A 12095-nucleotide genomic window follows, 5' to 3' on the forward strand; every position below is an offset into this window, starting at 1 on the left:
ATGTCAGCCGAGCGCGCGCAGCGCGGCCGTCGCCGCCACCGCGAGGCGCGGATGGGACTGGGCCCGGGTCAGCACCTCGCGGGACCGGGGGTCGGCAAGGGCGCCGAGTCCCTCGACGCAGGCCAGGGCCACCCGCCAGTACGGGTCGTGCGGGGACAGCAGGCGGGCCAGGGTGGCCGTCAGGACCGGCGCCGACTCGGGGGCGCGCAGGGCCGTGAGCAGCCGTACGGGCTGGAGGGCGTAGGCCGTGCGCAGGGTGTTGGTGGCGAGGGCGGCCGCGGCGCGGGCGGTACGCGGGTCCCCCAGCACGGCGAGCGCCTCGGCGGCGGCCGCGCAGCGCGGCGGGTCCCGGTGGTTGAGCAGCAGGACCAGCGGCTCGAACGCCCGCCGGTCCCGGGCCAGGCCGAGGCGGTAGGCGGCCAGCTCGCGGGCCCACAGGGGCAGCCCGGCGGAGGTCAGGGAGGCCGCCAGCGCGTCGGGGTCCGCCGCGACCAGTTCCTCGTACGGAGGGGACTGCCCGGATTCCGTTCGCAGGCGCTCCAGCACGTCGTTCACCCGGCCACCCTAGGGGGTGAGGGCGCCGCCGCGGCGGGTTTCCGCAGATGGGTGATCGATGATCGATGATCGGTACATTTGGGCGGTACAGGTCACATCTCCGCGCTCTGGCGCGCCAGTTACCGGCGGGTTACGCTCCCTTCAACGTACGAGGCCGGCCTGGTGACGCAGCCACCCCGTACCAGTCGGTTCGGTACCTCATGTTCGGTACCTCAGGACCTCAGGCATCCCGGGCACACCACGTACCTCGGCTGCCTCGAGTGCTTCTCGTGTACGGCGTGGCCCCGGGACAGGGTCCGCCGCTCTCTCCGCCCCGCCCTTTCCTCGGGGCCGGGATCCCTGCCGCGCGTCGTGCGCCGCGCGCCGCCCTCAGTCGTCACCCTCATCCACTGGAGTCCCGCGATGGACCTTCCGTCCACGTCCAGTCAGTCCACCCTCCAGACCATCGCCGTCGTCGGCCTCGGCACGATGGGCACCGGCATCGCCGAGGTCCTCGCCCGGGCCGGCCGCGAGGTCATCGGCATCGACGTCAGCGACACCGCCACCCGCCGGGCCACCGCCTCCCTCGCGGCCGCCACGGCCCGTTCGGTGACCCGCGAGCGCCTCACCGAGCAGGAGCGGGAGGGCGTGCTGGCCCGCTTCCGCACCTTCACCGAGCTGACCGCCGCGGCCGACGCCGATCTCGTCATCGAGGTCGTCCCGGAGAACTACGAGCTCAAGCAGCGCCTCTTCCGCGAGCTCGACGCGATCGTCCGGCCCGACACGATCCTGGCGACCGGCACCAACGCCCTGTCGGTGACCCGTCTCGCCGCCGAGTCGCAGCGTCCCGAGCGCGTCCTCGGCCTGCACTTCTTCAACCCGGCCCCGGCGATGAAGCTGGTCGAGGTCGTCTCCAGCGTCCTCACCGCCCCGCCGGCCGTCGAGGCGGTCACCGCGCTGGCCCGCGAGCTCGGCAAGGAGCCCGTCTCGGTGGGCGACCGCCCCGGCTTCGTCGCCGACGGCCTGCTCTTCGGCTACCTCAACCAGGCCGCCGCGATGTACGAGTCGAAGTACGCCTCCCGCGAGGACATCGACGCGGCGATGCGGCTCGGCTGCGGCCTGCCCATGGGCCCGCTCGCGCTGCTCGACCTGATCGGCGTGGACACCGCCCGGACCGTCCTGGAGGCCATGTACTCCTCCTCCGGCGACCGGCTGCACGCCCCGGCCCCGATCCTGGGCCACCTCGCCGAGGCCGGCCTGACCGGGCAGAAGTCCGGTCGCGGCTTCTACACCTACGAGGAGCCGGGCAGCTCCGCGATCGTCCGCGACGCGCAGACCCCGCTGGACGGGGCCCGGCTCGGCGAGGGCCGTCCGGTCAGCTCGGTCGGCGTGGCCGGCTCCGGCACCATGGCGAGCGGTATCGCGCAGGTCTTCGCGCAGGCCGGCTTCGCGGTGGTGCTCGCCGCCCGCAGCCAGGAGAAGGCGGACGCCGCGAAGGCCGCGATCGGCAAGTCCTTGGGCCGTGCGGTGTCCAAGGGCCGGCTGACCGAGGAGGGCGCCGCGCAGACGCTGGCCCTGATCACCCCGGCCGGCTCGCTGGACGCGTTCGCTGACGTGGACCTGGCCGTGGAGGCCGTCGCGGAGGACCTGGCGGTCAAGCAGGAACTGTTCGCGGCCCTCGACAAGGTCTGCAAGCCGGGCGCGGTGCTGGCCACCACCACCTCCTCGCTGCCGGTGATCGCGGTCGCCCGCGTGACCTCGCGTCCGCAGGACGTGATCGGCATGCACTTCTTCAACCCGGCGCCGGCGATGAAGCTGGTCGAGGTGGTCCGGACCGTCCTGACCTCCGACGACGTGCACGCCACGGTCCGCGAGATCTGCACGAAGGTGCGCAAGCACCCGGTGGACTGCGGGGACCGGGCCGGCTTCATCGTGAACGCGCTGCTGTTCCCGTACTTGAACAACGCCGTCAAGATGGTCGAGCAGCACTACGCCAGCCTCGACGACATCGACGCCGCGATGAAGCTGGGCGGCGGCTACCCGATGGGCCCGTTCGAGCTCCTCGACGTCGTCGGCCTGGACGTCTCGCTGGCGATCGAGAAGGTCCTCCACAAGGAGTTCCGCGACCCGGGACTGGCCCCGTCCCCGCTGCTGGAGCACCTGGTGGCGGCGGGCTGCCTGGGCCGGAAGACCGGCCGCGGATTTCGTGAGTACGCCCGCCGGTAAGCAGCGCCCTGGCCAGGTGCCCCAAGAGCCGGATGCGTGGGGAGGGCTGCTCGGGTCTGCCGGACCCTCACGGCAGGCCATACCTTCCGAGCCCAGTGCGGGCTCTCCCCCGCATCCACCCCTGTCCCACCCCCCTCAGGCGCGCTCCCCTGCGCAAATGAAGTACTTTCGATCCATGTCCCAGCCCGCCAAGACCTCGCCCCGCGCCGCCACGGCCTCCGACAGCCCGGAGAGCACGGCCGGCACCAAGGCGGCCGCACAGCGGCTCAAGATGCGCCGTGAGCTCGCCGCCGCCGCGATGGAGCTGTTCGCGACCAAGGGGTACGAGGCGACGACGGTCGACGAGATCGCCGCGACCGCGGGGGTGGCGCGCCGGACCTTCTTCCGGCACTTCCGGTCCAAGGAAGAGGCGATCTTCCCGGACCACGACGACACCCTGACCAGGGCCGAAGCGGTGCTGGACGTGGCCCCGGCGCACGAGCACCCGCTCGACACGGTGTGCCGCGGGATCAAGGAAGTCATGAAGATGTACGCCGCCTCGCCGGCGGTGTCGGTGGAGCGCTACCGGCTGACCCGCGAGGTGCCGGCGCTGCGGGAGCGGGAGATCGCCTCGGTGGCCCGGTACGAGCGGCTGTTCACCCGCTACCTGCTGGCCCACTTCGACGAGACCGACCACCACGACGGCAACGACGACCCGCTGCTGGCCGAGGTGGCCGCCTCGGCGGTCGTCACGGCCCACAACCACGTGCTGCGGCGCTGGCTGCGGGCGGGTGGCCAGGGGGACGTGGAGGCGCAGCTGGACCACGCCTTCTCGATCGTGCGGAAGACCTTCGGTACGGGGATCGGCGCGGGCCGGACCCTGAGCACGGCGCCGGCCCCGGCCGCGTCGGCGGAGGTCAGGACGCAGGGCGAGGTGCTGGTGGCGGTGGCCCGTACGGACGCCCCGCTCGACGAGGTCATGCGGACCATCGAGGAAGCACTGAGGAACAACCAGTAGTCACACCCGTCGAGTCACACACATCACAGTGGCCGCCCCCGTTCCGGGGGCGGCCGCTTTTGTTTGTCCGACTTGCCCCTACTCACGGGTAACTCTGATCGATCATCGCTCATCTGCGCAGGTCAATAGGCAAATGAGAGAAAGTTTTGGCACGCGGTGCCTTGCTGAGTGACACGGGGTGCCATACGTTGAATCTCGTCCGGATGTCCCCGCGGTCCACGCCCACTCGGCACGAACCGCGCCCCGGATGCCTGCGTCACCAGGCACCGCACGCCTCACCACGGGCGTCGCCAGCACCACAGCTCCGCCGGACCGACGGCATCCCGCAGCACCGCAACACCACACCACACCCGTACCACGCACCCGCGTACCCCTCAGCGCACCCTCATCAGCGCTTCGCCGGAGGCAACACCGTGAAGGACATCCTGGACGCGATCCAGTCGCAGGCCGCTACGGCCGCCGACTTCGCGGCCCTGCCGCTCCCCGACTCGTACCGCGCGATCACCGTGCACAAGGACGAGGCGGAGATGTTCGCAGGGCTCACCACCCGCGAGAAGGACCCGCGCAAGTCCCTGCACCTCGACCAGGTGCCCGTGCCGGAGCTCGGCCCGGGCGAGGCCCTGGTGGCCGTCATGGCCTCGTCGGTCAACTACAACTCCGTGTGGACCTCGATCTTCGAGCCCGTGTCCACCTTCAGCTTCCTGGAGCGCTACGGGCGCCTGTCGGAGCTCACCAAGCGCCACGACCTCCCGTACCACGTCATCGGTTCGGACCTCGCGGGCGTCGTGCTGCGCACCGGCCCTGGCGTCAACGCCTGGAAGCCCGGCGACGAGGTCGTCGCGCACTGCCTCTCGGTCGAGCTGGAGTCCTCGGACGGCCACAACGACACGATGCTCGACCCCGAGCAGCGCATCTGGGGCTTCGAGACGAACTTCGGCGGTCTCGCCGAGATCGCACTCGTCAAGTCCAACCAGCTGATGCCCAAGCCCGACCACCTGAGCTGGGAGGAGGCCGCCTCCCCCGGCCTGGTCAACTCCACCGCCTACCGCCAGCTGGTCTCGCGCAACGGCGCCGGCATGAAGCAGGGCGACAACGTCCTGATCTGGGGCGCCAGCGGCGGACTCGGCTCGTACGCCACCCAGTTCGCACTGGCCGGCGGCGCCAACCCGATCTGCGTCGTCTCCAGCGCGCAGAAGGCGGACATCTGCCGCGCGATGGGCGCGACCGCGATCATCGACCGCAGCGCCGAGGGCTACAAGTTCTGGAAGGACGAGCACACCCAGGACCCCAAGGAGTGGAAGCGCTTCGGCAAGCGCATCCGCGAGCTGACCGGCGGCGAGGACGTGGACATCGTCTTCGAGCACCCGGGCCGCGAGACCTTCGGCGCCTCCGTGTACGTCACCCGCAAGGGCGGCACCATCGTCACCTGCGCCTCGACCTCGGGCTACAACCACGAGTACGACAACCGCTACCTGTGGATGTCGCTCAAGCGGATCGTCGGCTCGCACTTCGCCAACTACCGCGAGGCCTGGGAGGCCAACCGCCTGGTGGCCAAGGGCAAGATCCACCCCACGCTGTCCAAGGTCTACTCCCTCGAGGAGACGGGCCAGGCCGCGTACGACGTCCACCGCAACCTCCACCAGGGCAAGGTCGGCGTGCTCGCCCTCGCCCCCGAGGAGGGCCTCGGTGTCCGCGACCACGAGATGCGCGCGACGCACCTCGAGGCGATCAACCGTTTCCGGAACATCTGAGACCGTTCAAGGGCCAAAGGGACAGCCTGAGATGACAGAGCGCCAGAAAGACCGTCCGTGGCTCATGCGGACGTACGCCGGCCACTCCACGGCCGAGGCGTCCAACGAGCTGTACCGCCGCAACCTCGCCAAGGGCCAGACCGGCCTGTCGGTCGCGTTCGACCTTCCGACGCAGACCGGCTACGACCCCGACCACATCCTCGCCCGCGGCGAGGTGGGCCGGGTCGGGGTCCCGGTCTCCCATCTGGGCGACATGCGGCGGCTGTTCCAGGACATCCCCCTGGAGCAGATGAACACCTCGATGACGATCAACGCCACCGCCATGTGGCTGCTGGCGCTCTACCAGGTGGCCGCCGAGGAGCAGGGCGCGGACATCGCCCTGCTCCAGGGCACCACCCAGAACGACATCGTCAAGGAGTACCTCTCGCGCGGGACGCACGTCTTCCCGCCCGGGCCCTCGCTCCGCCTGACGACGGACATGATCGCGTACACGGTCAACCACATCCCGAAGTGGAACCCGATCAACATCTGCTCGTACCACCTCCAGGAGGCCGGGGCCACCCCGGTCCAGGAGATCTCGTACGCGATGTCGACCGCGATCGCCGTGCTGGACTCGGTGCGCGACTCGGGCCAGGTCCCGGAGGATCGTTTCGGCGAAGTGGTCGCCCGTATCTCGTTCTTCGTGAACGCGGGCGTCCGCTTCATCGAGGAGATGTGCAAGATGCGCGCCTTCGGCCGCATCTGGGACAAGGTCACCCGCGAGCGCTACGGCATCGAGAACGAGAAGCAGCGTCGCTTCCGCTACGGCGTCCAGGTCAACTCCCTGGGCCTGACCGAGGCCCAGCCGGAGAACAACGTCCAGCGCATCGTGCTGGAGATGCTCGCGGTCACCCTCTCCAAGGACGCCCGCGCCCGCGCCGTGCAGCTGCCCGCCTGGAACGAGGCGCTGGGCCTGCCCCGGCCCTGGGACCAGCAGTGGTCGCTGCGCATCCAGCAGGTCCTGGCGCACGAGAGCGACCTGCTGGAGTACGAGGACATCTTCGCCGGATCCCACGTCATCGAGGCCAAAGTCGACTCCCTGGTCGCCGACTGCCTGGCCGAGATCGACCGGATCCAGGAGATGGGCGGCGCGATGGCCGCCGTCGAGTCCGGGTACCTGAAGGGCGAGCTCGTCTCCTCGCACGCCGAGCGGCGGGCCCGGATCGAGGCAGGCGAGGACAAGATCGTCGGCGTCAACTGCTTCGAGCAGACCGAGGAGAATCCGCTCACCGCCGACCTGGACGGCGCCATCATGACGGTCGACCCGGCCGTCGAGGCGCTGACCGTGGAGCGGATCGGCCGCTGGCGCGCCGAGCGTCAGGAGTCCTCGGAGCGGCAGGGGGGCGGCGACCCGTTCGTCTTCCCGACGGTGATGCAGGCCCTGGACCGGCTCAAGCAGGCCGCGGCCGGGACCGAGAACCTGATGGAGGCCACCCTCGAGTGCGCCCGGGCCGGTGTCACCACCGGCGAGTGGGCGAACGCCCTGCGCGAGGTGTTCGGCGAGTTCCGCGCCCCGACCGGGGTCTCCTCGGCCCCGGTGGCCGTCACCGCCGAAGCGGGCACGCCGATGGCACTCGTCCGCGAGAAGGTCGCGCGTACCGCCGATGACCTGGGCTCCGGCCGGCTGCGCCTGCTGGTCGGCAAGCCCGGCCTGGACGGTCACTCCAACGGCGCCGAGCAGATCGCCGTACGGGCCCGCGACGCCGGTTTCGAGGTGGTCTACCAGGGCATCCGGCTGACGCCCGAGGAGATCTCCTCGGCGGCGCTGGCCGAGGACGTGCACTGCGTGGGACTGTCCATCCTGTCCGGTTCGCACAGCGCGCTCGTGCCGGACGTGCTGGAACGCCTCCGTACGGCGGGGGCGGGTGACATCCCCGTCGTGCTCGGCGGCATCATTCCGAACGCCGATGCCATCGCCCTCAAGGCGGCCGGAGTCGCCGCCGTCTTCACACCCAAGGACTTCGGTATCACGGAGATCATCGGCCGTATCGTCGACGAGATCCGGAAAGCGAACAAGCTCGACCCTCTGGAGGTCCCCGCATGACCACGCCCACGTCTCCCGTGAACCGGCTGCGGCCGCGCCGCTCCTGCCTCGCGGTTCCGGGCTCGAACCCGCGGTTCCTGGAGAAGGCCCAGGGCCTGCCGGCCGACCAGGTCTTCCTCGACCTCGAGGACGCCTGCGCCCCGCTCGCCAAGGAAGGCGCCCGCCACACGATCGTGGACGCGCTGAACAACGGCGACTGGACCGGCAAGACCCGGGTCGTGCGCGTCAACGACTGGACCACGCACTGGACGTACCGCGACGTCATCACGGTCGTGGAGGGCGCGGGCCAGAACCTCGACTGCATCATGCTGCCGAAGGTCCAGGACGCCCAGCAGGTCGTGGCGCTGGACCTGCTGCTGACCCAGATCGAGAAGACGATGGGCTTCGAGGTCGGCAAGATCGGCATCGAGGCGCAGATCGAGAACGCCAAGGGCCTGGTCAACGTCGACGAGATCGCGGCCGCCTCGCCGCGGCTGGAGACCATCATCTTCGGCCCGGCCGACTTCATGGCCTCGATCAACATGAAGTCGCTGGTCGTGGGCATGCAGCCGCCCGGCTACCCGGCGGACGCGTACCACTACATCCTGATGCGGATCCTGATGGCGGCCCGCATGCACAACCTCCAGGCGATCGACGGCCCCTTCCTCCAGATCCGCGACGTGGACGCGTACCGCGAGGTGGCGGGCCGGGCGGCGGCGCTGGGCTTCGACGGCAAGTGGGTGCTGCACCCGGGCCAGGTCGACGCGGCGAACGAGGTCTTCTCCCCCTCCCAGGAGGACTACGACCACTCCGAGCTGATCCTCGACGCGTACGACTGGTGCACGTCCGAGGCCGGCGGCAAGAAGGGCTCGGCCATGCTCGGCGACGAGATGATCGACGAGGCCAGCCGCAAGATGGCCCTGGTCATCGCGGGCAAGGGCCGCGCGGCCGGGATGCAGCGCACCACCAAGTTCGAGATCCCGGAGGCCTGATCCCGATGCAGTTCGGACGCACTTACGAAGAGTTCGAGGTCGGGGCGGTCTACAAGCACTGGCCCGGAAAGACGGTCACCGAGTACGACGACCACCTCTTCTGCCTGCTGACCATGAACCACCACCCGCTCCACATGGACAGCAATTACGCGGAGAACACGACCGACTTCGGCAAGAACGTGGTCGTGGGCAACTACATCTACTCGCTGCTGCTGGGCATGTCCGTGCCGGACGTCTCCGGGAAGGCCATCGCCAACCTGGAGATCGAGTCCCTGCGGCACGTGGCGCCGACCTTCCACGGCGACACCGTCTACGGCGAGACCACGGTCCTCGACAAGACCCCGTCGAAGTCGAAGAACGACCGCGGCATCGTCTACGTGGAGACCAAGGGCTACAAGCAGGACGGCACCCTCGTCTGCGTCTTCCGGCGCAAGGTGATGGTCCCGACCGAGACGTACATCAAGGAGCGCGGCGGCGAGCAGCCCGGCCGCCCCACGCTGAAGGAACAGGGGAAGTAGCCATGGCCCGACTCGCCCAGACCGCCGGGCTCACCGACGTCCAGCGGGAGATCCTCAAGACCGTCCGGGAGTTCGTCGACAAGGAGATCATCCCGGTCGCGACCGAGCTCGAACACCGTGACGAGTACCCGCAGCAGATCGTCGACGGCCTCAAGGAGCTCGGCCTCTTCGGACTGATGATCCCCGAGGAGTACGGCGGCCTGGGTGAGTCGCTGCTCACCTACGCCCTGTGCGTGGAGGAGATAGCGCGGGGCTGGATGTCCGTCTCGGGCATCATCAACACCCACTTCATCGTGGCGTACATGCTCAAGCAGCACGGCACGCAGGAGCAGAAGGACCACTTCCTGCCCCGCATGGCGCTGGGAGAGGTGCGCGGCGCGTTCTCGATGTCCGAGCCGGGGCTGGGCTCCGACGTGTCGGCCATCACGTCCAAGGCGGTCAAGGACGGCGACGAGTACGTCCTGAACGGCCAGAAGATGTGGCTGACGAACGGCGGCAGCTCCACGCTGGTGGCGGTCCTCGTGCGAAGTGACGAAGGCCACCCCGAGGGCACGGCCCCGCACAAGTCGATGACGACCTTCCTCGTCGAGAAGGAGCCGGGCTTCGGTGAGGTCCGTCCGGGCCTGACCATCCCGGGCAAGATCGACAAGATGGGCTACAAGGGCGTCGACACGACCGAGCTCATCATGGACGGACTGCGCATTCCGGCCAATCGGGTCCTCGGAGGCCAGACGGGCCGAGGGTTTTACCAAATGATGGACGGGGTCGAGGTCGGCCGCGTCAACGTGGCGGCCCGTGGCTGCGGTGTCGCTCAGCGTGCATTCGAGCTGGGTGTCTCGTATGCCCAGCAACGTCACACTTTCGGCAAGGCGATCGCCGAGCACCAGGCCATCCAGTTCAAGCTGGCCGAGATGGCTACCAAGGTCGAGGCCGCCCATGCGATGATGGTGAATGCAGCACGCAAAAAGGACTCCGGGGAACGAAACGACCTCGAAGCAGGGATGGCGAAGTACCTCGCCTCCGAATACTGCAAGGAGGTGGTGGAGGACGCCTTCCGTATCCATGGCGGCTACGGATTCTCGAAGGAGTACGAGATCGAGCGCCTCTACCGCGAGGCACCGATGCTGCTGATCGGTGAAGGGACGGCCGAAATCCAGAAAATGATCATCGGTCGGCGCCTTCTCGAGGAGTACCGACTCCAGGGCTGAAAGTCCCTTTTGCGGCGGATCCTCCATGGGTCCGTCGCAAAAGAATCACTGGCAGTCACTGGCTCGCGGCCATCGACTCGGCTTCTGGCTTGCCCAGTTGTTGCGTGCAACCGATAGCATTCCAGTAAAGCCGCCGTCCCGTCCCCCTGTTTGCGGCGCGGCAATCACCCGCTACGAAGGTCATCCATGCCCCACAGCCAAACCTCTGCACCTCGCGTCGGCATCCTCGGTGGACGTCTCGCACGCGGAGCATCGCCGTGGCTTCTGCCGACCGTCGCCACCGCTGCGCTCAGCCTCACCCGGGCCCGCAAGTCCGGGCGCTGGGCGGCAGTGGCCGTGCCCACCACCGCTCTCGCGGCGGGCATGCTGTGGTTCTTCCGCGACCCCGAGCGTGAGATCACGCAGGGCCGGGTCATCTCGCCCGCCGACGGTGTGGTGCAGAGCATCATGCCGTGGAAGGACGGGCGGACCCGGGTCGCGATCTTCATGAGCCCGCTGAATGTCCACGTCAACCGCGCGCCCCTCGCGGGCACGGTGACGTCCGTGGAGCACATCCCCGGCGGGTTCGTCCCGGCGTTCAACAAGGAGAGCGAGAACAACGAGCGCGTTGTCTGGCACTTCGACACCGAACTCGGCGACATCGAGATGGTGCAGATCGCCGGCGCCGTCGCACGCCGCATCGTCCCGTACCTGCCGGCCGGTACCAAGGTGGAGCAGGGCGAACGCATCGGTCTGATCCGCTTCGGCTCCCGCGTCGACATCTACCTCCCCGAGGGTGTCGAGGTCGCGGTCGAGGTCGGTCAGGCCACCACCGCGGGGGTGACCCGAATTGACCGTGACTGACCCTGAGACTCCCACCACACCGTCGAGTGGGTGGGTGCCCGAGGCCGCGGAGGCGGAGTCCGCCGAGGACGACATGCCGCTCTCGCTGCGGCTGTCGATAGCGGACACCCTCACCCTCGGCAACGCGACGTGCGGATTCATGGCGGTGTACTTCACCACCACCGGGATCCTCATCCCGCACCTCACCGGCAGCGGCGAGTCCGGCATGGCCCGCAACAGCGCCGCGACGGCAGTGATACTGATGCTGCTCGCCGCGGTCTTCGACCTCTTCGACGGCATCGTGGCCCGCAAGCTGCGCAGCTCGCCGATGGGCGCCGAGCTGGACAACCTGTCCGACCTGATCAGCTTCGGCCTGGCTCCCGCGTACTTCGTGCTGGTGTACGGCATGGTCGCCGACGACGCGGTGCAGAAGATGTCCGCGCTGGCCGCGATCGTGGTGCTGCTGGCCGTGGTGCTCAGACTCGCGAGATTCAGCTGCGTGACGATGAAGGACGGCATGTTCCAGGGCATGCCGAGCCCCTTCGGCGCGCTGACGGTCGTCTCGATCGTGCTGCTCGAGCTGCCGTTCGTCCCGACGCTGCTGGCGATCATCGGGGTGGCGTGGCTGATGGTGAGCCGCGTCGAGTACCCGAAGCCGCGCGGTGTCCTCGCGGTGGCGATGCTGAGCTGGATCATCGGGGCCATGGGCCTGCTGGCGGCCTGGGCGTTCGACGCCCCGGGCGGTCAGATGCTGCTCCAGGCGGGCTGCGCGCTGCAGATCGCCATGGCGGCGACCATCCCGCTGTTCGCGACGACCCGTCGCGCGAACACCTTCCGCCACAACCGCCGCGAGGCGCGAGCGGCGTCGCAGCTCCCGTAACACGGGTCACTGCAGTTCGTACGAGGCCCCCGGCCGCCCTCAGGCGCCGGGGGCTTTCGCATGCCCCCGGCGGCTACGCTTGATGTCGGAAAATCGCCAGCCCAG

10 protein-coding genes are annotated in these 12095 nt (G+C 69.2%); 9 read left to right on the forward strand and 1 reads right to left on the reverse strand.

The features are described from left to right. Positions 1–3: 3 nt before the first annotated feature. Complete coding sequence (locus OG299_RS09175; RefSeq protein ID WP_266634784.1) at positions 4–555, reverse strand: adenylosuccinate lyase; 552 nt, start codon at positions 553–555, stop codon at positions 4–6. Between the two features lie 402 nt (positions 556–957). Between OG299_RS09175 and OG299_RS09180 the strand changes: the two genes are divergently transcribed. The 9 genes from OG299_RS09180 to pssA all read left to right on the forward strand — a co-directional run bounded on the left by OG299_RS09180 (position 958) and on the right by pssA (position 11990). Continuing rightward, positions 958–2760 carry a 3-hydroxyacyl-CoA dehydrogenase family protein gene (locus tag OG299_RS09180; protein ID WP_266634782.1) on the forward strand — a complete coding sequence of 601 codons (1803 nt, stop codon included), beginning with the start codon at positions 958–960 and terminating at the stop codon, positions 2758–2760. Between the two features lie 175 nt (positions 2761–2935). After that, positions 2936–3757: a TetR family transcriptional regulator gene (locus OG299_RS09185; protein ID WP_327361186.1), complete on the forward strand. Its 822-nt coding sequence runs from the start codon at positions 2936–2938 to the stop codon at positions 3755–3757. A 413-nt stretch (positions 3758–4170) separates the two neighbouring features. Next, positions 4171–5508, forward strand: a complete 1338-nt coding sequence (gene ccrA, locus OG299_RS09190) for a crotonyl-CoA carboxylase/reductase (RefSeq protein ID WP_266634778.1) — start codon at positions 4171–4173, stop codon at positions 5506–5508. A 31-nt stretch (positions 5509–5539) separates the two neighbouring features. Then, positions 5540–7591, forward strand: coding sequence for an ethylmalonyl-CoA mutase (locus tag OG299_RS09195; RefSeq protein WP_266634776.1), 2052 nt, complete (start codon positions 5540–5542; stop codon positions 7589–7591). Further along, positions 7588–8562 carry an HpcH/HpaI aldolase/citrate lyase family protein gene (locus OG299_RS09200; protein ID WP_030292956.1) on the forward strand — a complete coding sequence of 325 codons (975 nt, stop codon included), beginning with the start codon at positions 7588–7590 and terminating at the stop codon, positions 8560–8562. The genes OG299_RS09195 and OG299_RS09200 overlap by 4 nt, the downstream gene beginning before the upstream one ends. Positions 8563–8567: 5 nt before the next feature. Beyond that, entirely contained in the window at positions 8568–9080 is a 513-nt protein-coding gene (locus OG299_RS09205; RefSeq protein ID WP_327361187.1) for a MaoC family dehydratase, read from the forward strand. 2 nt (positions 9081–9082) lie between these two features. Beyond that, on the forward strand, positions 9083–10288 hold the full coding sequence (locus tag OG299_RS09210) for an acyl-CoA dehydrogenase family protein (RefSeq protein ID WP_030868030.1): 1206 nt from the start codon (positions 9083–9085) through the stop codon (positions 10286–10288). 186 nt (positions 10289–10474) lie between these two features. Next, positions 10475–11131 (forward strand): phosphatidylserine decarboxylase, encoded by a 657-nt coding sequence (locus OG299_RS09215; protein ID WP_030868027.1) that lies wholly within the window; start codon positions 10475–10477, stop codon positions 11129–11131. Between the two features lie 73 nt (positions 11132–11204). Then, complete coding sequence (gene pssA, locus OG299_RS09220) at positions 11205–11990, forward strand: CDP-diacylglycerol--serine O-phosphatidyltransferase (RefSeq protein WP_266635864.1); 786 nt, start codon at positions 11205–11207, stop codon at positions 11988–11990. Positions 11991–12095 lie beyond the last annotated feature (105 nt).

Origin of the sequence: Streptomyces sp. NBC_01296 (assembly GCF_035984415.1) — a bacterium.
Taxonomy (GTDB): domain Bacteria; phylum Actinomycetota; class Actinomycetes; order Streptomycetales; family Streptomycetaceae; genus Streptomyces.

Bases quoted from the DNA above. Each gene is read 5' to 3' on its own strand.
- OG299_RS09180 (WP_266634782.1), top strand. From the start codon at position 958: ATGGACCTTCCGTCCACGTCCAGTCAGTCCACCCTCCAGACCATCGCC.
- OG299_RS09185 (WP_327361186.1), top strand. From the start codon at position 2,936: ATGTCCCAGCCCGCCAAGACCTCGCCCCGCGCCGCCACGGCCTCCGAC.
- OG299_RS09195 (WP_266634776.1), top strand. From the start codon at position 5,540: ATGACAGAGCGCCAGAAAGACCGTCCGTGGCTCATGCGGACGTACGCC.
- OG299_RS09200 (WP_030292956.1), top strand. From the start codon at position 7,588: ATGACCACGCCCACGTCTCCCGTGAACCGGCTGCGGCCGCGCCGCTCC.
- OG299_RS09205 (WP_327361187.1), top strand. From the start codon at position 8,568: ATGCAGTTCGGACGCACTTACGAAGAGTTCGAGGTCGGGGCGGTCTAC.
- OG299_RS09210 (WP_030868030.1), top strand. From the start codon at position 9,083: ATGGCCCGACTCGCCCAGACCGCCGGGCTCACCGACGTCCAGCGGGAG.
- OG299_RS09215 (WP_030868027.1), top strand. From the start codon at position 10,475: ATGCCCCACAGCCAAACCTCTGCACCTCGCGTCGGCATCCTCGGTGGA.
- pssA (WP_266635864.1), top strand. From the start codon at position 11,205: ATGCCGCTCTCGCTGCGGCTGTCGATAGCGGACACCCTCACCCTCGGC.